We start from the raw sequence: 21,981 nt of genomic DNA on the forward strand, positions 1-21,981 counted from the left end.
AGTGAGCCTCCCCTAATGAATGATGATAAATGAGTGTTCAATTACCCTTTAACCGCTCCGTCAACCATGCCTTTCACAAAATACTTCTGCAGGAACAGGTAGACTGCTACGAGCGGCATCATCCCGATGAAGCATCCTGCAGCCACCCAGTTAACATTGCTGTGGAATTGTGAGATAAAGCCCGAAAGGGTAACCGGGATCGTCATCATCGCTTTCTTTTGCAAGAAAAAGACCGAAAATTGATAATCGTTCCACACTTGAACCCCGATCAATATAATGACAGTCGCCGTGATCGGTTTTAATAGCGGCAATATGATTTTCAGGAAAATGCCGTAGCGGCTGCAGCCGTCAATGAGCCCCGCTTCATCGAGCTCCCTTGGCACTGTGCTGACGAAGCCTGTGAACAAAAAGATCGTCATCGGCAGCGAGAACGTCACTTGCGTCAAAATGATCGCCCAATACGAGTTGATGCCGCCAATATCGACAATAAATTTGTACAGCGGTACCAGAATCGTTAAAGCCGGTACAATCAAACAGGAAATGCACAGCATATACACGAACCGGTTCCAGCGGGTTTGATGACGCGACAGCGGATAGGCTGCGCACGCACCGATCAGCACCACCAGACATACGGCAGCAAACGTGATGACGATATTGTTCCATACCGCTTGCCCAAGCTGCGCATCCTTCCAGGCATTCGTGAAATTATCCAAGTACATCGACGCGGAAGGAAGCCATTTGCTGCTTGTATCCTCCAGCGGCTTGAAGGACATATTGAATAAAATGTAAAACGGGATCAAGTGAATGATGATAATGAGCAACGCTATGATATAATTAACCGGCTTTCTCACTGATCCACTTCCTTCCGGCGCAGCAGTACGAGCGCAGTCATGCTAATGACGCAAATGATCGCAAACATCAGATTGCCGAGCGCAGCAGCGTACCCCGCATCCTGACGGGCAAAATAGAGATTGTACATCATCGTCGACAGCGATTGCGAGGCATACCCCGGACCGCCATTGGTCATCGCCACAATCACATCGAACAATTTCAAGCCCCCGATAATGTTGAGCACGATATTAATCGTAATCGACGGCATGAGCAGCGGCAGCGTAATGCTTTTAAAGCGGAACCACCAGCCCGCGCCGTCAATGCTCGCCGCTTCATAATACGATTTTGAAATCGATTGCAATCCGGCCAAAAAGATAATCATCGCAATCCCCATGTACTGGTACGTGTTGACAAAGGTGATGAGCCAGACCGCACGCGGCCCGTTGGACAGCCAATCCACTGCATCCTTGCCGAACAGCAGCATCAGGTCATTTAAAGCGCCGCCGTCATATTGAAAGAAAAAATAGCTGATATAGCCCATAATTAACGGACTGATGATGACCGGAAGATAGACGATCGTGCGCACAAAGCCTTTGCCCCGCAGCTTCTGGTCCAGAAACAGCGCATAGGCCAGGCCCAGCAGATTTTGTAAAATCGTACTTCCGAGGCCGTAAATAAACGTGTTTTTGATCGTCTGAATGACCTTTTTGTCTGAAAACATAAGCTTATACTTCTCAAATCCAACCCAAGTGTACTGCTGGGAGTATCCGTCCCAATTCGTAAATGATATTTTCACCCCCTGCACGAGCGGATAGAAAATAAAAACCGAAAATAGCAGCAATGCCGGAAGATACATAAAGTTAAGTACTCCGGCAGACTTAAACCACCTGGCAATCGCATTTGATTTCACTTGGGGTCTTCTCGGCACAGTCTCTCCTCCTTGTCTTTGTCTGACGTCTCCTATCAGTTATGCGCTTCTCTCTCTAAGGTAAAAAAGCGCCCTGCCGCTCCGCATTCGGCCAGCAGGGCACGCATCATCCTACTTGCTTGCCGCTCTCAGTCTCTCATATTCCTGCTTCATATTTTCCGAATACTCGCGCGGCGTAATGACGCCAGCCAGCATATCCTGGCCATTCTTGCACATGACATCCCACATGCCGTTCGGCAAATAGACGCGGTCGAAATAAGGGAATACGCGCAAATCTTTATACTTCTCATAATCAGCCGTCAAGCTGCCGGCATCTGTATCGACTCCGGCAAGACCCGGAGGGAGCGCATTGGATGCCGCAACGAGGCTGACATTTTCAGGCTTGGCGAAGTATGCGACAAACTTCCGGGCCGCTTCGCTGTTAGGTGTATCCTTCCACACGCCCCATGTTGTCTTCTCTCCGCCCGCCAAAGTAGGCGTATCGCCGGCTGCCACAGCTTGGATCGGCATCAAGCCTGCTTTCAAATCCGGGTTAATCTTCATTGCTTCTTCAATCAGATATGGGCCGTACACGCCGAACGCAGCCTTTCCTTCCGCAAAAGCTTTTGCAGAATCGCTATATTTGGCTGTCAGCACATCCTTATTCAAGTAGCCTTTTTGCTGTAGATCAAGAAACATTTGCGGCAATACGTCGAATTTGTTCCAGTCAAAGCTGCCGTCGAGCAGCTGCTCGGCATCATTTTTCTCCGGGCTTACGAACAGCGATGTAGCGTAGAAATCGAAAAATTGCCCGATCGGCCAGGAATCCGCCCCGCCGACATGGAATGGCGTCACCTCGCCATTGCTTTTCGTCTTGATTTCTTCCGCAGCCTTCAACATGTCATCCCACGTCATTGGCACATCAATTCCGAATTTCTCCAGCACGGCCGCATTGTACACCGGACCGCTCTTATCCTGATCCATCGGCAGCACATACACTTTGCCCTGCTCATCCGTAACGGCAGGCTTAATGGCTTCATCCAGCTTGGCGGCCCACTCCTCGTCCTTCAGATCAGCCAAATATTGTCCGTAGCGCACCTTGGCCCAGCCATGCGTTGCGAATACGTCAGGCAGCTCATTGGAGGCCATTTTCATTTTCATAATGTTCTCGTATTCCGAGCCTGGAGCGCTGAAATCAACTTTAATGTCCGGGTTTTCATCCATAAACTTGTTGGCAATATCCTGCAGCACTTTTGCCGGCTCACCGACTACATTAGTCATCACCGTCAATGTTACTTTCCCGTCGCCGCCTTGCTTGCCATTTTGACCGCCTGCGTTCTCGCCGGACGCCTTTCCGGCATCCCCATTGCCTCCAGTGTTTGCCGTTCCGCAAGCCGCCAGCATGCAAGCCAGTGCAGATACGCTCAGCAGCTTGAACCAATTATTTTTTCTCACTCCATATCCCCCTCGTCATGCGAACTTTTCACAATATCTAGGTTACCATGCCTGATTGCGCTTTCATATGTCACAAAACTACAGTGGCTCAGCTCATTTCTACACTATGCATTTTCGTATTGACTTCGTCTGCCTTCTGTACCTATCCTAAGATATACGTTAAAATGAAGGAGGCGCAGCTGTACGTATGAAGCTGTTCAACTCGCTACGTTCCAAGCTGACAATCGTGTATGCGCTGACGATTGTGACTCCGTTCGTCATCCTGGCCTTTGCCCTCCCTTTCTATTCTCAGCATGTCCTGACCAAAGACACCGAGAAATTGACCGAAGGCACCTTGCATGCCTTGGCCGGCAATATTGAGACCTATCTGGACGATTTGGAGCGGCTTACAGCTACTCCTTATTTGAACGATAATGTCATTCAAGCGTTAAAAATTAGAGCAGACAACTTGTACGACATTGCAAGCGCATACACAAAATTACAAACCGATCGCGCGCTGAAGGGCACACTGCCCAACTACTTGATCAACACGCGCAAGGATATTTTGAGCACGTTAATTATTACGATGAACGGAAAAGCTTATTTGACAACTAAAAATAACACAATCGGACTTATGCCTGACTTCAAATTCCACAATGAGCAGTGGTACAAAAAAGCGGTCGAGCAGGACGGCAAAGTAGCTTTTATTAGCCCGCACCCGCAAAACTACTTGACCAACCAGACGACGCCGCAAGTATTCTCTGTGTCCCGGCTCATTAAAAATCCGGAATCCGGGCAGCCGCTCGCCGTTATTTTGGCCGATGCCGACACCAATTTGCTGGAAAAAATGACGAAGGATATCGAGTTTAATGTGAGCTCGGTTGTCGCGATTGTGGATGAATATCAAAACCTGATCTATGCCAATAAGCCGTTATCGGCGAGTATGCTCAGGCAGTTGAAAAGCGATGCACCTTTGAAGGCTGAAGACAGCGGCTATGTCACCGTCTCCCAGACCATCCAGCCGGCCAATTGGACGATGACCGTCTTTTTATCCAATAAGGAAATCCAAAACAAAGTAAGATGGGTGTACATAACCGCTGTTTTGATTTCCGTCGGCGGGCTTATCGTTACCTTCTTCGTCTTTCTCTACTTTTCACAATGGGTCGTCAAGCCCGTGAAGCAAATGAACGACGTGATGAACAAGGTGAAGAAAGGCAATTTGCAAGCCAGATATGAGCTGTCCGGGTCCGATGAGCTGTCTTATCTCGGCCAGTCGCTCAATAAAATGATTGTGCAGCTGGATGAATTAATCAACCGGGAATATAAGGCGACGCTGGCGCAGCGGAATGCGGAGTATCGGGCGCTGCAGTCGCAAATCCAGCCCCATTTTCTGTACAATACATTAAACGGCTTTATCGGCTTGAATCGCATCGGGGAGAAGAAGCAGCTGGAGGAGGCCATTTTGTCCCTTAGCGGCATGCTTCGCTATATTCTTGAGGAAAATCAATGGACCGATATAAAACATGAATTTTTGTTTTTAACCAAGTATGCAGTATTGCAGCAGCTCCGCTTTCAGGATAAACTGACAATCGTCATTAATCATGACGATCATGTAGCAGATTTCGGCATCCCCAAGCTGCTCTTTCAACCGATCCTGGAAAATGCCATCATTCACGGAATCGAGCCTGACGACAAGGACAATGAAATTCAGGTGCTGGCATTCGAAGCTGTACGTCACGGAGAAGCATTCGTTTGCATTGAAATCCGCGATGATGGCGTAGGCTTCGACACTTTGGCCCAGCCGCCTCAATCCCATATTGGCATTTCCAATGTCAGGGCAAGGCTGCAGTTGGTCTATCCGGATGCCGTATTGAACGTACAAAGCATACCCGGCTCGGGTACACGCGTAATCATCATGATTCCAAAGGGAGCAAAGCAGCTATGAACATTTTATTAGCGGATGACGAGAGCCTGGTAAGAGCTGGCCTGAAAAGCATGATCGAAGAGCTTGATATGGCTGTGCAAGTAATCGGCGAAACTAGAAACGGCGAAGAGACGGTCCGCTTTGTTGAGGAGCACCGTCCCGATCTCGTCTTTATCGATATACGCATGCCAAGGCTGAACGGGCTTGAGGCGATCGCTCGGGCGAAAGCTGCTTCCCCCGATACAAAGTGGGTCATTCTGAGCGGCTATTCGGAATTTCAATATGCCAAGGAAGCCCTGCTCCTTGGCGCAAGCAACTATTTGCTGAAACCGGTTAGTCTGGAAGAGCTGCGGGACAGCCTTAGCCAGATATGCGAGCAGCATCGCCAGCAGATCCTCGAACGCAGCAGCCGCCTTGAGAATGCCTTTATTTCATCGTTACAAGGCAGGCGCGCAGGCGGCTATGAACCGTCGCATCTTCTGGGCGGGCTGCATTTTGCAGGCATTGTATGCTTCGCAGACCATGCGCTTTCGCCCCAAGAGGCAAACGAGCTGCACCGGCAGCTGCTTGAACAGCTGCACAGCCTGGTTCGCAGCCATCTGTTATCTGCAGATGCGCATATCTTCGCAATTGCTGTTGAAGAGGGCCGCCTGGCCATCGTATGGGCATGGCAGCCCAGGTACCAGCCTCAAGCAGCCGAGCTGCGGCAGCAGATCGCCAAGCATCTTCAGCAATGGCTCGAAGCCGGCGCGAAAGCTCCTTATGCCATTACCGCCGTCCAACTAGAGGCATCCTCAGGATTTGAAGACTTTATGAAGCAGCTGGAGCGGCTGCACCAGGCGGCAGCCCTTCGCGCCGTTCAGCCGCTGAAAGGCATGTATGCTTTGCATGAGCTGCTGAATAAAGCCAATGACATTCATTTGGCGCGGATCTGCGCATGCCTGGACGGTCTGTGCCAGCTGTATCGCGCCAGAGATTATGCCGGTTATACGAAAGCCGTCGCTCTGCTTGAAAAAGAACGGAACGGGCCGCTCTTGGCCGATCCGGCAATCCGGCAGCATATCGGTACCTTTTTGTCCTGCACGCTTGGCATCTCGCTGCCCATGCAGGAGCCGGACGAGAAATGGTTCAAAGCGCTCCAGGCGCACGGCGACCAAATGCTTGCCGCCGCTCCGCGCACAAAGGACGACAGCATGCCGAAGGATTTGATTCAGCAGGTGATTGCCTACGTCGACCAAAACTATATGCATGATATTGGCATGAAGCAAATCGCCGAAAGCTTCCAAGTAACACCCAATTATTTGAGCTCGCTGTTTCATAAAAAGCACGGCAGCACCTTTATCAAATATTTGACGGAAACGAGAATGCTGAAGGCAAAAGAACTGCTGCTAAACAATCCCCATCTAAAGGTGGCGGAGGTTGCAGAAGCAGTCGGCTATTACAGCACACGGCATTTTACCAAGTTGTTTACGGAGCATTTCGGCTGTTACCCGTCAGAAATCAGGGAGCGTATAGAAAGCTGAAAAGCGTCATGGATCTGTTTTAAACGATCCATGACACTTTTTTCGTTGCTCGATCCGAGTCGGGCCCATTTCATCATTATCCCCTCGCCCTTGATCCGCGATGAGCATGAGCGGAGCGGACCAGGGATCTGTTATGTGAGAACAAACGCGTGAAAACGGCTGGCTCGCGGACCGTAGATCCGTTATCGGCCGCAAATCGCGGCGAAAACCCACAATTCTACATGATTCTTCATACAGAATCAGCGATTTCGCCTGCTCTAAGGTCAATTCTGTATGATTTTTCATATAGAATCGTCAGAATTAGCACAAAATGATCAATTCTGTATGATTTTTCATACACATTCATCGATTTCGCCTGCCCTAAGGTCCATTCTGTATGATTTTTCATATAGAATCGTTGTGTCTTGAGCCAATAACGGATCATCACAGTTGCCCGCTTCTGAATATCCCAAATATTGGTATTATATCAAATTGAATTTGCTGTGCATGTGGCTGAGGGACGAGGTTGGGGGTGGGGGTGGGGTAAACCATATTACGCCCATAATAAATTTTTGATCCATTTCTCCCCATCCAGACGATATCTCAATCTCTTATGCTTGCGCTCTTCATTCCCCTGCCAAAACTCCACTTCCTGCGCTTCGACTCGATATAAAGTCCATGAAGGAGCAACTACATCCGGCGTTTGACTGATGCGATTCATTTGCTGCTCAAAAGCTTCCTCAAAGTCCTCTCTCTTGTCTAAAATAGCGCTTTGCTTGCCGATCAAGGCGATCGCCCGAGCAACCGCTCCCCGATTTAAAAAATCTTGGGCGCTAAGCTCCTCCGCCATCGAGACCGCCTTGCCGCGTATTCTGATTTGCCTCCCCAATCCCGGCCAATAAAAAGTTAAAGCGACCCCGGGATTGCACGCAATCTGTTGGCCCTTACGGCTCTCCAGACTCGACGCAAAATACCAGCCCCGCTCGTCGACATCCTTTAAAATAAGCACCCGTGCATCCGGAGTACCGTCATGATCGATCGTAGACAGCGTCATCGCATGAGGCTCATGCACACCATGTTCGATGGCTCCCCCGAGCCATTCCAGAAAAAGTTCATAAGGCCGCTCACTAGCTTCCTCAACATGAAATGATGGAAACGGACCGGCAAGCGACTTGATCGCTCTAAGTTGATTTCGAATTTGCTCCATAACGTCCTCCAGATCTTATTTTTTCGCCTGCCCTCATTGTATTTGAAGTATAATTATAAATAAAATATATCCTTGTAGCTTTTTAATATATTTTTTATATGGATTAAAAGCCATTAGTAGAACCATGGCCCGCGGCTTGCCGTTTTGGCTGATATGTTCGCAGATAAGGGCTATGCGGTCCAAACAGCGTTTTAGTTAACTGGATTTTATGCAGGTAAATAAGCCAGATCAGACGATTTTGGGTAATCTTACTGGAAATCATACAGCTAGTTCGGTCCAAATCGTGCCCATCTAACTCTATCCCCACTTCTAACAGCAGGTTTTCCATTTAGACCACTTGTCTAGCGGATAATGCCAAAAACTAGCTGTAGGAATTACATTTAGCTGGCCAAGACCAAGGATGAACTGTCAAAGGCTAGTCTATTAAAGTCAAGAATCGTTCAGGGAGGCAGCGGAAATGAATTTGCATGCATTACGTCTATTTCATGTGATCGCGACGAGCGGAAGTGTGACCCGGGCTGCGGAAATCTTAAACATCAGCCAACCGGCCATCACAGCGCAAATTAAAAAATTTGAAAAAGAGCTGTCCCTCCCTTTGTTCAGACCGCAAGGAAGAGGAATCGCCTTAACTGACGGCGGCGAAAAATTGGCCAGCTACGCCAAGCGGCTTTTTATGATCGAGCAGCAAATGGAACAGTTTCTCCAAGAGCATCGCAATGGAACAGCCGGTCATATTCGACTGTCTGCCACCTATTTGCCCGCTCATTATCTCATCCCGGCCTGGATCGCAAAGTTTAAACAGCAATATGAACAAGTGGAAATGATGATCTATACGACGAATTCCCATGACGCCCTGCACCAGCTCTTGAATATGGAAGTCGATCTGGCCATTTATGGCGGCTTGCCGGAGAAATATCCGGATATCATTCAGTCGGAGGAGCTGTTCCGGGACGAATTATGGTTTGTTGTGGCACCCAATCACCGCATGGCGAATCAGCGGGTCTCCTTGCCGGAAATGATGGAAAATCCGTTCGTCATGCGTGAGGAAGGCAGCTCGACCCGTCAAAGACTGATGGCGCTCTGCCGCACGCATAATGTTCACTCTCCCAAAATTACGCTGCAATTCAACGGGCTGCATGAGACGATGAAAGCTGTAATTGCCGGTTACGGGGCCAGCTTCGTCTCTGCCTTGGTCGTGCGCGACCATATCGAACGGGGAGAGCTTTGCCGCGTGTATGTGGAAGGTGTTGATATGCAGAATATCATCTCTATCTTCACCCGCAAAGAAGAGCCCTTGTCAGCCGCCGCGGCTAACTTCATTCAGCTCATTCGCCAAAATCGCTGGCCAAAACAGTAAAAAGGCTTCCCGCCAGGTTCGAAAACCTGCAAGAAGCCTCTCTACTACTCCGATGATGCTGCCTTTTTATTCATTTCGCGATAGACACCTGGCGTAACGCCTTCATACTTCTTAAATAAACGAATAAAGGTACTAATACTAAATATACCGACTGCCTCACTAACCGCCTTAATAACAACTTCTTCTTCCATTAATAGGCGCTTAGCCTGCTGCATCCGGTACCGGTTCAAATAATCCGATAGGTTGTCTCCTATTTGCTCCTTGAAAAATCGCGATAAATAGGACGGATGTAAATTGAAGTGCTCAGACAAGCCTGCTACCGAAACATTAGGATCGCTATAATGCTCACCAATGTATGCAAGCAAATCGTCAATCAGCTTGACGTTATGGCTTTTCTTGCGCGCATTTACATGGCTGCATACCTGCTGCAAGAACAGTGTCATGCGATGCCTCATATCTCCTATAGTCTGTTCCTGAAGTATGGCTTGTACTGCTTTTCGATTCTCCTCATAAAGCTCAGACTGCGCTGAAACAGCTTCCATAGAAGCCTTCATCATCGTACTGATCATATCGAACATAAAGCAGTGAGCCAAATCTGCCGATAATAAGCCCTCCTGCAAATTAGTTTCAATAACCTCATCCATTATAGACTTGGCCTTCTCATAATTCCCCGACTTAATATGATTAATTAACTGCTGCTCCATCTCCAGCGGATAGACATAGCCGTTGCCCTGCACCTGAATGCTTTCATAGTCAATGGTCGTGCTGCTCCCCATGAGCATACGATACTCCATGGCCTCAAGCGTTTCACGATAAGCTGCCGGGATCGACTGGATAGAAGGATGCACAGCGCTTAGCGCGCAAGTAAATTCAATTTGAAACCGCTGTCCAATAAATGCTCTTGCTTCCTCCGCCAGTTGAAGTAAATACTCTTTGGCTTTGAGCGGCTCTGTATTTGGCATAAAGTTCACAACACAGGCCAGCATTTCATCAACCTCTGATACCCAACCGCGATGATGCTTGCCGATCATTTCCTCAACAATATTAGAAATAATCAAATGAACAAAACGTAGGTTTTTCTCAGGATCAAGCTCCTCGTCTCGTAATAAACCATTAAAATCTTCTATGTAGAACAGCATGACTGCATAAGGTCCTAAACCCATATTAAGCCGATATTCAGCAAGTGCTTCCTCAAGCGGATAGTTACTCTCCAATCTGCCTTTAAGCAATCTAACTATTAGATTGGAGCGTAAAAAGACATTTTGCTGTTCAATCACTCTGTTCATCTCTATATTCTGATCTAGCGCCTGTTCCAGAGATTCCCCGATGTAGTGAATTTCATTGCCCGCTCGCACTGGCTCCAACTTCGACTTTACAGCTAGTGTATTTACTATTTGTTTAATGGGATTATAGTTCCGGCGGGCCGTATAGATAGCTGTTGCAGCTCCAAGCACAAGGGCAATAATGACCATAAGAATACTAAGATCTCTTACATACTCCACTTTCTCTCTGTATACGCCTGATGGAAGAGAATAGACATACGCCCAATCTGTAAGCGCCGACTTAATATAAGATACAACGACGTCCTGATTGCCAGACTTATCCTCTGTGACGCCATAATGCTCGGTCAATTGAAAATTTAGCGGCAGCATCGGCATAGCATCGCCAGAAGAAGCCAAAATTCGATTATCGCCATCTATAATGTAGACGTCGCCTTTGTTATAGGACTGAATATTGCGGAGTGATGTCTGCAAGCGCTCCTTGTTCATATAAATGACCAATGTAGCCAATCTGCTGCCTGTATTTTCAATCGGAAGCGATTGAGAGAGCAATATATCGCCCTTCTCCTGCTTCATGCCAATGTCCTGTCCATTTACAAATGCTCCACGGTGCTGATCCTCAAGAAATGCTAGCCATTCTTCATAACTAGCACCAGTCTTCTCTATATACAACTCGTAATATAATTCAGGCTTATAATAAGATCGATCATCCAAAATAAAGTTGCCATTGCGGAAATAAATAAAGAAGTTATCGATATAACGATTGGTACTGCTATAGGTGCGAAAATCTGCAAAGGCCTGCACCATAGCCAAACGATGATCTGCGCCAGGCTCCTGCGGAACAAACAGCAATTTACGAACTCGTGCATTAAAAGCGATAGCCTCACGCATTCGTTGAACATGTTCAATCTGAGAATCAATCTCCTCTTGAAGCTGCCTTAACAATGAGGAGTTTGCACTATTAATTTCATCCTCGATAACTTTATTCGTCTGTACATAGACAATTCCCGTCATAACGACAGGAATAAGCAAGACTAAAGCATAGGATCGCAGCCATACGTACAAAATGCTGTTTTTTCTCCATTTGACCATCTGATGCCCCCCACGAATCTGACGCTTTCACATTCTCTCTGGCCATTTATCCTTTAATTGAACCTATCATAACACCTTTAACAAAGTATTTTTGCAAAAATGGGTATACCACTAATATCGGCAGTGTAGCAATCATAATTGTGGCATATTTGATACTTTCTCCTATGGCCTCTACATCACCTGCCGATGCGTCAGCAGCCATAAATTGCGTACTATTCTGAATAAGAATTTCTCGTAAAATAAGCTGCAATGGAAATAACGACCGATCCCGCAAATAAATCATGGCGCTAAACCAGCTATTCCAATGGCCTACACTATAGAACAGAATCATAACTGCAATTACAGGCATGGATAGAGGAATGACAATTCGAAATAATATCGTAAAATCCTGAGCACCATCTATTCTTGCCGATTCAATCAAGCTTTCGGGAAGAGCACCGAATGAAGTGCGTAATATAATTAAATTCCAGGTTGATATTGCACCAGGGATAATTACAGCAGCCAAACTATCGCCCATGCCTAGCCAGTTGTTAACAAGGAGATAGGATGGAATTAGTCCGCCTGAAAAAAACATTGTGAACACAACAGCAAGCATAATCGGCTTTGTCCAAGGCACGCCCTTTCGTGATAGTACATAGGCACCAAGGGATGTCACAGTTAAATTAACAACAGTACCGACTACTACAATAATGAAAGTGTTGCCAAAGCCAGAAACGATATTGGGGTTCCGAAACACCATATTATAGGCTTCGGTAGTAAATCCAATTGGCCTGACCAGAAATCCTGTATGAGACATAAGCTGCGTCGAATTACTTAATGACGACATCAAAACAAAAACAAACGGGTAGAGTGTAATTACTATCATAAACAACATTAAGGCAACATTGACTATATTGAAAGCAATTTCTCCAGCACTTTTTTTAACCTTCATTACATCTCTCCCCTTTCTACCATAAGCTCGTCTCGCTTACCTTGCGGCTAAACCAATTTGCGAATACAAGCAAAATAAAATTAATAGAGGACTGGAACAGCCCTACAGCCGTTGCATAGCTGAATTCCATTGACGACGTCAATCCTCTGCGATAAACAAATGTATTGATTACATCAGCAGTAATATAGGTGTTGGGATTGTATAGTAAAATAATTTTCTCAAAACCTATATCCATCATGCTTCCTATTTTTAATATTAATAAAATAACAATAATTGAAGAAATACCTGGCAAAGTAACATGCCACATCTGTTTAATACGTCCTGCTCCATCCATTCTGGACGCTTCATAAAGCTCCGGATTTACGCCGCTAATAGCAGCCAAATAAATAATTGAGCTCCAACCGACCGATTGCCAAATTTCCGAAATAATATAAATCGGGCGGAAATATTCAGGATGTCCTAGCAATGCCGTCCTTTCCATGCCCAGCCACACCAATAAATCAGTAATAAAACCATCGCGTGAAACGAATTGGGTAATCATGCCCCCTATTACGATAAGCGATATAAAGTGCGGCAAGTAAGTAACCGTCTGTACAATTCGCTTGAACCATGGGCCTATTAATTCATTAAGGAGCAGCGCAAATAAAATTGGGGCTGGAAAAACGAATAATAGCTGATATACGTTTAACAATAATGTATTTTCAATTAGTCTCCATACATAATGGCTGTTAAAGAAGTCTTCAAAATGCTTTAAGCCTACCCAGGAGCTGTCTACTATGCCTTTTGCCACATGAAAATCTTTGAAAGCAATAATCGCACCATACATAGGCGCATACTGAAAAATAATATAATACAGAAGTACCGGAAAAATCATAATATATAAGTACTTGTGTGATCTATAGTCTTTGCGCATTGCATTTGTCCATCGATTCAACATAGTGTTTCCTCACCACTCAATCTGTAAGAAAGTCTTCGGGAAGTGACAGCTTCGTCCCTCCCCGAAATTGCCTTATTATCGTTTTGCGTATCTTTCTACTGCTGCTTGCTTCATCTCTATGACACGATCAATTTTCATTTTTTTCAACTGCTCTACATAAGCATCAAATTTTTCAATCGGCTCAGCGCCCATAACAAATTTCAAGAACATTTCCTCACGATACGTATTTACTTCGGCCATTATTGTAGCCAGCTCATTAGCTTCCTCTGGCGTATGGCTAATTAGCGGCAATCTAGTCTGATAAGCATTTTGCTGATATTTGCTGAAAGTAACAGAAGCACTCTTCTGCTGTTCATAGACGTAGTATTGCTCGGAATAGCGATCATCACCGACAAAACCTACAGATGGAGTGGCCACACGCAAATACTTGTTCATGGCATCGCTTACAGATAGCCCATCGGGATTTTTTAATATAAGATCAGAATAAGTAGGATAGCCGCTTACATCATTGAACGTTACACCTTCCACGCCAAATGACTTCAGAATATGTCCCTCTTCTGTAAAAAAGTAGTCGAGCCACTTAGCCGTTTCCTCAACATGCTTGTTGGCTGTTGTAATCCCGACGCTTCCTTCTCCCCGGAATTCATAAGAGGTTGTAATGAAATGCGGCTCATCCGCAGCATTCAGTACGGGAAACTGTACGCCAGCCAGGTTATAGCCCGGGTTCTTTTCCTGCAGGGCAGGCAGGTATTTACCTATTCCGCTTCCAATATAAGCGAAGAACGCTCCCGCTTTTCCATTAACAACCTTGGCATCAAGCGCCGCGCCATCCTGCGTTGAAAAGTCGGGATCAAGCAGTCCCTCGGCATACCACTCATTAAGCAGCTGCAAATACTGCTTATAGCCTGGCTCGACAGGTCCATATTTGACTATACCGTTATCCATATAAAAATCGGTCCCAACGCCGAAAGCTCCATTAAATTGCTGCAAATTCAAATTGCCAAGAGTAAGTGTGAGAGGAGCTGTTGCTGATTTCTTCTCTTTAAAAGCACGCAGCATATTCGTCCAATCATCAATTGTTTTAGGCTCGCTAATGCCTAGTTCCTTCATCCAGTCCTCACGTACTACAAGCCCGCCCGACACTCCATGATTGCCAATTCCGATACTTGGGAAAACGTACATTTTTCCTGAGTCGGTACTAATTTGCTTTTTCATTTCAGGATGCTCATCCAAATACTTTTTTAAGTTCGGAGCGTGTTGATCGATTACATCATTTAGTTCAATAATGACCCCATCAGCAAGTGCTTTCTCAGGGCCGCCAGGATAGGAAATGAAATTGTACTCAATCATATCCGGATATTTGCCAGATGCGATTAATAGGTTGAATTGTTCCTTCTCGCTGCCTACGGCAGGATGTTCAAAATTGATATGTACACCCGTTCTTTTTTCAAGCTCTTGATATAATAAAGCATCATTATACGTTTGCAGCGTTCTTGACGGACTTGCACCAAGCTCTGACCAATACGATAACGAAGTATTTTTCTTATCGTCAGTATTTGCAGGCTTCTCAGTGTTCGAGGAAGTGTGCTTGCTGCCTGGTTCATGATTAGCAGGTGTGTTCCCCCCTGATCCGCAAGCCGTAAGGCCAACTAAAGCAATTATTAGCAAACTTGCCGGCATGTAACGAATAGATTTTACTTTCATTCCTTTTTCCTCCATTATGAACTGACCTCCCTAATCATATATGAGCACTTCGTCAGGCTCGTTCTCAATATACGGATTACCTGTGCATTTGTAGATAAGCAAAGCTGCAGCGAGTAGTCATAACATGACAATTCGGCATTATCATTTGTTGCAGCAATACTCAAATCATGACTGATAAGGGGCAATCATCTCGTATGCTCCCACCTTTTGAACTGTTCGCGAGCCATATTTCTAATCGTTTCCGCCATATTATATAGAACATCTTTGCTAGGTTTAAAAGTAATATATAGACTGAAGTCAGGATCGTCGACTATTTTTCTAATCTCCCGCTCCACCAACGCCCGATGAATGGAATGACGATCAGCGATACGAAATAATGCGGCAATAGAAAAGGTGAAATATTGAAAAAAATATTCATCATCATGATTAATGAACTCAGCATCCGTCGACACATTCGCAAATTGCTCCCGCGAGTGCAGAATATTTAACAGTTCTAATACAATACCTTCATCCTGCAGCTTGCCAAGCAAATAGATAGCTGCGTACCCTCTTGCCTGATTATATTTGCGGCTGGTCTTTGGGAAAAATGAATCCCTTTCCTGAACGATCATTCTGAGAATTGGAATTGCGCTTCTATCGCCGAGCAGTGCCAAAGCAAATGCGCTATGCCGCTGCAGATTAGGCTCCTCTCCCAAAGTAATCCACTTCTGAAGCAATGGACGAATTTGCTCCCCTTTATTTCTCGCAGACCAAATTGCAATGCCCGGTTTGTCACTCGCCAGTCCGCTGCGAATATTTTGTTCATCTGTCAGCCAGCCGCGAACCGCCTCATGATCATCCTTAGTAGGAACGCCATAGCGCATTCCTACATGGTTAGCCTCCTGCAAGCAGCCTGTAGCCATAAGCAGCCCTTTAAGCTCATCATAAGGAACCTTGTGAAGTGGCACCTCATGTCTAATAGCTAATAATGCCACTATCGCCGCTGCCTCGCCGCACTTCTGCATATCCCGCTTCATTCGAACACAAGCCGCTAGATCATGATCGATAGCCAGCGATCGGCCAGCTACCAACAAACCGTCCAGTCCTTTTGGAATTAATGCACCCAGTGGAATGGGTACAGAAAAATTAAGTCCCCATAAGCTTGCGCCTACAATCCAATCCTGCTGCAATTCGCTTTCAAAAGCGACGTCCTTGCCATGATTGTCTAAATTGGAATAAGCATAAAATAGTGGTTCTTCCGTAAAGGTACCGTTTATGAAATCTCTGAAGGAAACATTTTGCTCGCCAACAATGAATCTTCCCTCTCGCACACCTAATAATGGTGCCAGCTTGGCAAATTTAGGCGCCTCCGTGAAAATGTCGGGCTGATGCGTCCAACAGCAGGCGGATTGAATAACTTCCTTGGATAGGCTATCGCCATCTTCACAGTCAACATATCCTGAATCTGTATAAAACGTCTTCACAGCATCATTCTCGATCCATACTATAGCGTTGGAAAAAGGCTGCATTTTGCCATCTGACTCTCTTCCCTTACGATAATCGGCCCCAGCCATCATGCTAAGCTCCGCCTCGCCTGTGCAGTCAATGACGATACGGCTCTTGGCCGAGCTAATACCATCCTCGCCAATCCAGCGTACGCCCTTCACCGTACGATCCTGCATATAAACGCCAATAACTGTCGCGTTGTAATGTATAGTAACACCGGCAGCCTCCATTCGCTGCTCAAGCGCTATTTTCTTTAAATCTGCACTTACCCCCGCTGCTTTCGTATAATCAGCCAGCTTGGCAAGTCGCTGAACCTCTTCATCGATCTCCTCGAACAGACCGCCCTTATTGCCAAAGTAATAGCCAATAACAGCTCCGATTGTTCCTGTTCCTCCCATCGCGGACATTCGCTCTATGCCCAGAACTTTTAATCCTTGTTCCGCAGCAGCTATTGCAGCAATTGCTCCCGCTGTGCCAAGGCCTGCCACTATAACATCATAATCCGCTTCTATCGAATGGAGCTCCGCATTATGCTGAACAAGCTGGCCGCCGACCCGCTCCGAAATGATCATATCGCATTCCTCCCCCACTCTATTCCTTGATCCATGGCCTGCAATGGATTGGCATAAGCCGTAGAAGGCATCCAATACCAATCCTGTTCAATTTCATGCGGTCCAGCATTCGGCTCATAATCAAATTGATCGGCAACTGTTGCTAGTGACCAGCCTTCCAGTTCCACAGGCCGATTAGCCCAAAATTGATGTATTTTTCTTCGAGCCTCTATCCAGCCATCTTCAGCAGCAAGCGGAATACTAATATAGCTTTCGGATTCGAATCGGCCTCGCTTGAAGGAAAAGCTGGCCGCGTTGAACTCCGCTGCACCGCCAAAAGCGTGAAGCGCTTGTTCTGCAACTAAGCCATGCTCGTTCTTCTTGGCATGCAGTAACGCAGAAATTCGCTTGCCGCTTGTTTGCTGCCGCTGCGGACAAGAAAGCTTCACGGATGAAGTATCAATAATTCGCCTGACAATAAGCTCACTAATGCCTGAACTATCGTATAAGGTAACTTTATATCCTCTGCCAGCAGCCTGGACGCTGACTACTTCCGTCTTTAATCGAATAGGCAGCTCCTGATCCCGTACATGTTGATATAGTATTGGCGTAATGCCGGGCAAATGCGCTCTGCCTTCAGCTGATAAAACATTCCTTCTTGTCAGTTCGGCGCGCAATATTCTCGCTGCTTGATTAAGCTCTTTCTGATGCTGCCAATTGGTTCCATGCTTATACGCATACGTGAACTCATGTCCAAGTGTAATCTCTCTTTCTATTAACACAGACTGGATATTCGGTTTCAGCTTCTGCAGCTCGCCAATTAAACCAATACCTGTGAACGTAGCACCTACGACTAAAGTATCTAACTGTGTCACACTCATAGCTTGCCCTAACCTCCTATGCTGCTGTTACTATCGTTTCTCCGAATTATAGGGATGGTTATGACTGATTGTAAATATTCATCTCTTGCAGGGATAGCCATTTGATGATTTATGAGCCTGACTACTCTTGTTCAAAATGTGCTGTCGATTGCTGCGCGGCATTGATTATGGCTCGAAGCGATAGGAATGGACTAGAACATAAGGCTTAAACTGTGCATGCTCGCGAGAGGTAAGCGTAACAAACAAGCTTGGCCCATCGATATACAAACTTGCCACACCATCGCCCTGCCGTTCACTTTTCACATATTGCGTAATATCAAACTCACGATACATATAGTTCGGATTAAAGCTTGCGCTAGCTACTAGGTTTCCATAGGATGGCTTATTGTTCCAATTCAACGCTCCCTCTGTCCAGTTGTCATCGGCTACGCTGAATAGCTTGAGATCAGTTGTGCTGCCAGAGGCTGCCGTCAGCGCTCCGTACAAATAAATCTTGGCAGAAAACATATTCAGATCTACAGTACTCACATCTAACTTTAGATAAGCCCGCCGATCGAAATCCCCACCGCTTTTCACCGCTTCCAGCCTTGTATCGCTGCCATAATTATTCATACTGTATGCGCCGCTTCTTACATAAGCATCTTCAGTAATATCCAATTTGGTTTCTGCAGGCTCACCATACGCAATCGCTACTTCAACTGATTTCGTAATCGTGCTGCCGCCAATAGTAACGGCCACATTAATTTGAACAATTCCGCCGCTCTCGGCACTAACTTGTCCCAAAGCGTTTATGGAGACTGCATTCGGATTGCTGCTGCTATAGTCAATCGTGGCCGAATTCAAATCAATAAGTGAGCCATCTTCCCGCTTCGCTTGCACCTGCAGCGCTGCTTGCTCACCGACAAACATTACCGGCTTGTCAATCGACACGCTTACATCGTCCAACTGAGGCCCCTCAAAGGGCGGAACAGGAGCGTTACTGTCATAAGCTAGTTTAAAAGAATGTGTACGGCCCTGCGCGGCACTAGTATCTACTTCGATTTTAATATTTGGCTCTGTTCGTACAACAGTGACGGTATCGTCCTTGCTTAATAAAGATACTCCTTTTTTATTGATTTCAAAAATAAGCTTCTTACTCAAATGCGTAGGATCAGATACAGAGAAGCTTAATTCCCCCGCTTCATCCTTTACCATGACAGAAGATGGCTGATACGACCATATGAAATCATTGAACTGTCCGCCTTGCCAGAAGTTTATACCTGTCAGCTTCAAGTTCTTTTCCTTGACTGCCTGTATTTCTTTTGTATTATGCAATATTTCAATATCAGAGCTGCTGCTGTAGCTTTGCGTCTCTGCGCTGCTGCGGTTTGGAAGCAAAATGTAGGCATACTCGTTATCAATCGGATTACTGCCGTGGTCCATCCATAAAGTTAGATAATTGCGCGTAACATTAGGATCTGGGTTAGGAAGGCTGGATACGGTTAGATCGCCCCACTTGCCTGTTCTAGCTTCTCTTAATCCTTTTACCACAGCTCCTTGCGGAAATACATAGCCGATATCCGAACCCGGCACACTTCCAGCCAAATGAGCCCAGCCAATACCATTCATTGTCTCAGACCATCCTAGCTGATCAGATTTCTGAATACCATCAACTGTAAGTACGTTATCTCCGTTTGCATTTATTTTTCGATTCTCTACTATAGTCTCAATAACACGGTTATCCCCGCTTGTAATTCCTGCCCCGAGCGCCACAATCTCGTCATCAAACATAAACCATGATTTTTTGGCCGTAAGCGAGCTAGGAGTGACCGTATTACCCGAGGAGCTCAAGTCTCCTGACGCCTTCATGTCCATGCCTGCAACACCATAAACATCCTCGAAAGATACGCCTCCTACCCAAGCATTGGGGCTTAAATATTCTTTATTGTAGCCCAAGCCTATAACACTTCTTGTAAGTGTGTCGACCGTAGTACCAGGTAAGCGATATGGGTCTACCGTCGGCCAGTAATTATCACTAAACTGCAGCAGATCATTATTGTATAAATAAGTCATGCCTTCTGCTGTGTACCAGCCTTTCATATTCACATTGCTAATCGATTCATAATTGAAAATACGGTTGGAGGACATGCTTAGGCCAATGCCGAAGCCGGGTCTAAGATGGACAACTCGATCCATATTATAAAATTGCTTATTTTTGATTAGCTCTCCTCTGGACGGAATGGACGGGTCATTCATCAATTGCTTTGCCAGTACAGTATTTTCGAAGGTTGTTCCACTTGTATAAAAGCTTCGAGAGGTATCGCTTTCGATCCAATATTTGAGCATGCTTTTCATTCTTAACGCATCTGCTGGCGGCGCAAATTTTGAAATTTGCAAAATGGCTGCCATTGTAGAATGTCCTATTGCATGGTCATACGAAGCATAGCGTGTAATTTCTCTACCGCGCACCATCTCCATCATTGCCCCTTTATAGATAAAAGGCTCAAAGGCTTCATACACCCAATCATATACATTACTTAAGTTAGGGTCTGTCACTTCCCAAGTAGTGTCATGAAGCAGCTGTAGCAATCTGGATATTTCTATCAATAGCGCCTTCCCGTAGCCGCCATTATACGGATGCTTGTTATGCTGAATAAAGGAACCGTCCGTATAAAAACCATCGCCCCCATCTACATAGGCCAGCACATAGCTAAGGGCATCCCTCGCCATCTCTAGCCTATCAGCGGATTTGGCTATAATGCCGTGATAGGCCGCTATTTGCGCCTTCCATACGCGATTGGCGCCTACTTCAATTTCTGTTCCATTCATCGTTCTAATTGTCGGGTCGGGGACAAACTTTTGCACAGCCTTCATATAGTTCGTAATTTGAGCAGCAGAAAAGTCATCATACATTTTTAAAACGACTAAGGATAAATTGCTAGGAGCAGTAACCTCCCAATGGAACCAGCTGTTATTCGCTGTCTCATACCCCTCCGTCTTATTCTCGTTGTACCAATTATCGTAAAGCCAATCCATAGCCGATACTATATCATCTCTAAGTGTCGTATTGCCTTCCCACACAGAGCCGACTGTAGCATAAGCCGTAGCCATTGCATTCAGCCTGGAGTAGCTTGTAGCAAAGTTGACTGACTTGGAGGCATCGCTCAAATCATTCCATAAATACGTTCGAGTCGGACTTTTAATCATCGTATTCCAGTAATGAGCGCCCGTAGATTCAATACTGCTCATTTTCACTGCAATATCAGGATCATTCACATCGTAATTAACATCTCCCATTATTCTAGCTCTAAGCATATCAAACTCATCTGCAGCGATAACGGGATTATCCTTTACATTCATACCCCCGAACAATAAAAGAGCTGTCAAAATAACAGTTAAGCATTTAAAACTGGTTTTGGTCACTTTACGCACCTCCGTCTTATTTGTAAGCGTTTACGAATTAAGATTGAGGGCTGTCTTTATTATTGTAAATATGCATTTCATGATCTGATTATCATTACATGACAATTAGATCATGATAACCATCTTTATGGCGGCTTGCCGGAGAAATATCCGGACATCATTCAGTCGGACGAGCTGTTCCGAGACGAATTATGGTTTGTTACTCGACCCGCCAAAGACTGATGGCGCTCTGTCGTACGCATAATGTTCCCTCTCCCAAAATTACATTGCAATTCAACGGGTTGCATGAGACGATGAAAGCTGTCATTGCTGGTTACGGGGCCAGCTTCGTCTCTGCCTCGGTCGTCCGCGAACATATCGAACGGGGAGAGCTTTGCCGCGTGTATGTGGAAGGCGTTCATATGCAGAATATCATCTCTATTTTCACCCGTAAAAACGAGCCCTTGTCCGCCGCCGCGGCAAACTTCATTGAGCTCATTCGCCAAAATCGCTGGCCGAAACAGTAAATCTGTACGATCCGAAAAAATCTGACGGCAGCAGAAAGAGACCTCTCACC

Annotated in this window: 14 protein-coding genes and 1 pseudogene; 4 read left to right on the forward strand and 11 right to left on the reverse strand. The window is 45.9% G+C overall.

The window, feature by feature from the left end:
- Positions 1–41: 41 nt before the first annotated feature.
- The 3 genes from ACFQ0N_RS29410 to ACFQ0N_RS29420 form a co-directional block, all read right to left on the reverse strand.
- Positions 42–851, reverse strand: coding sequence for a carbohydrate ABC transporter permease (locus ACFQ0N_RS29410; RefSeq protein ID WP_379333183.1), 810 nt, complete (start codon positions 849–851; stop codon positions 42–44).
- Complete coding sequence (locus tag ACFQ0N_RS29415; RefSeq protein ID WP_379333243.1) at positions 848–1,687, reverse strand: carbohydrate ABC transporter permease; 840 nt, start codon at positions 1,685–1,687, stop codon at positions 848–850. Before ACFQ0N_RS29415 ends, ACFQ0N_RS29410 begins: the two co-directional genes overlap by 4 nt.
- Before the next feature lie 183 nt (positions 1,688–1,870).
- Positions 1,871–3,193, reverse strand: a complete 1,323-nt coding sequence (locus ACFQ0N_RS29420) for an ABC transporter substrate-binding protein (RefSeq protein WP_379333186.1) — start codon at positions 3,191–3,193, stop codon at positions 1,871–1,873.
- Between the two features lie 187 nt (positions 3,194–3,380).
- Between ACFQ0N_RS29420 and ACFQ0N_RS29425 the strand changes: the two genes are divergently transcribed.
- On the forward strand, positions 3,381–5,117 hold the full coding sequence (locus ACFQ0N_RS29425) for a cache domain-containing sensor histidine kinase (protein WP_379333188.1): 1,737 nt from the start codon (positions 3,381–3,383) through the stop codon (positions 5,115–5,117).
- A complete protein-coding gene (locus ACFQ0N_RS29430; RefSeq protein WP_379333190.1) occupies positions 5,114–6,619 on the forward strand; it encodes a response regulator transcription factor in 1,506 nt (501 codons plus the stop codon). The genes ACFQ0N_RS29425 and ACFQ0N_RS29430 overlap by 4 nt, the downstream gene beginning before the upstream one ends.
- 532 nt (positions 6,620–7,151) lie before the next feature.
- Here the strand turns inward: ACFQ0N_RS29430 and ACFQ0N_RS29435 are convergent.
- Complete coding sequence (locus ACFQ0N_RS29435) at positions 7,152–7,805, reverse strand: pyridoxine/pyridoxamine 5'-phosphate oxidase (RefSeq protein ID WP_379333192.1); 654 nt, start codon at positions 7,803–7,805, stop codon at positions 7,152–7,154.
- A 457-nt stretch (positions 7,806–8,262) separates the two neighbouring features.
- Between ACFQ0N_RS29435 and ACFQ0N_RS29440 the strand changes: the two genes are divergently transcribed.
- A complete protein-coding gene (locus ACFQ0N_RS29440) occupies positions 8,263–9,162 on the forward strand; it encodes a LysR substrate-binding domain-containing protein (RefSeq protein ID WP_379333194.1) in 900 nt (299 codons plus the stop codon).
- Between the two features lie 44 nt (positions 9,163–9,206).
- On the opposite strand, the gene ACFQ0N_RS29445 is transcribed toward ACFQ0N_RS29440, so the two are convergent.
- The 7 genes from ACFQ0N_RS29445 to ACFQ0N_RS29475 all read right to left on the reverse strand — a co-directional run bounded on the left by ACFQ0N_RS29445 (position 9,207) and on the right by ACFQ0N_RS29475 (position 21,425).
- Positions 9,207–11,534 carry an AraC family transcriptional regulator gene (locus ACFQ0N_RS29445; protein WP_379333196.1) on the reverse strand — a complete coding sequence of 776 codons (2,328 nt, stop codon included), beginning with the start codon at positions 11,532–11,534 and terminating at the stop codon, positions 9,207–9,209.
- 46 nt (positions 11,535–11,580) lie between these two features.
- Positions 11,581–12,465: a carbohydrate ABC transporter permease gene (locus ACFQ0N_RS29450; protein WP_379333198.1), complete on the reverse strand. Its 885-nt coding sequence runs from the start codon at positions 12,463–12,465 to the stop codon at positions 11,581–11,583.
- 16 nt (positions 12,466–12,481) lie between these two features.
- On the reverse strand, positions 12,482–13,402 hold the full coding sequence (locus ACFQ0N_RS29455; protein WP_379333200.1) for an ABC transporter permease: 921 nt from the start codon (positions 13,400–13,402) through the stop codon (positions 12,482–12,484).
- Between the two features lie 75 nt (positions 13,403–13,477).
- Complete coding sequence (locus ACFQ0N_RS29460) at positions 13,478–15,106, reverse strand: extracellular solute-binding protein (protein WP_379333202.1); 1,629 nt, start codon at positions 15,104–15,106, stop codon at positions 13,478–13,480.
- Between the two features lie 185 nt (positions 15,107–15,291).
- Positions 15,292–17,163: an FAD-dependent oxidoreductase gene (locus tag ACFQ0N_RS29465; protein ID WP_379333204.1), complete on the reverse strand. Its 1,872-nt coding sequence runs from the start codon at positions 17,161–17,163 to the stop codon at positions 15,292–15,294.
- On the reverse strand, positions 17,160–18,023 hold the full coding sequence (locus tag ACFQ0N_RS29470; protein WP_379333206.1) for a hypothetical protein: 864 nt from the start codon (positions 18,021–18,023) through the stop codon (positions 17,160–17,162). The genes ACFQ0N_RS29465 and ACFQ0N_RS29470 overlap by 4 nt, the downstream gene beginning before the upstream one ends.
- 165 nt (positions 18,024–18,188) lie before the next feature.
- A complete protein-coding gene (locus ACFQ0N_RS29475; protein ID WP_379333208.1) occupies positions 18,189–21,425 on the reverse strand; it encodes a polysaccharide lyase family 8 super-sandwich domain-containing protein in 3,237 nt (1,078 codons plus the stop codon).
- Between the two features lie 105 nt (positions 21,426–21,530).
- On the opposite strand from ACFQ0N_RS29475, the pseudogene ACFQ0N_RS29480 reads away from it, so the two are divergent.
- A pseudogene (locus tag ACFQ0N_RS29480) lies at positions 21,531–21,931 on the forward strand (LysR substrate-binding domain-containing protein); the annotation flags it as partial.
- Positions 21,932–21,981 lie beyond the last annotated feature (50 nt).

The organism is Paenibacillus sp. GCM10027626 (assembly GCF_042676285.1).
GTDB lineage: Bacteria > Bacillota > Bacilli > Paenibacillales > Paenibacillaceae > Paenibacillus_Z.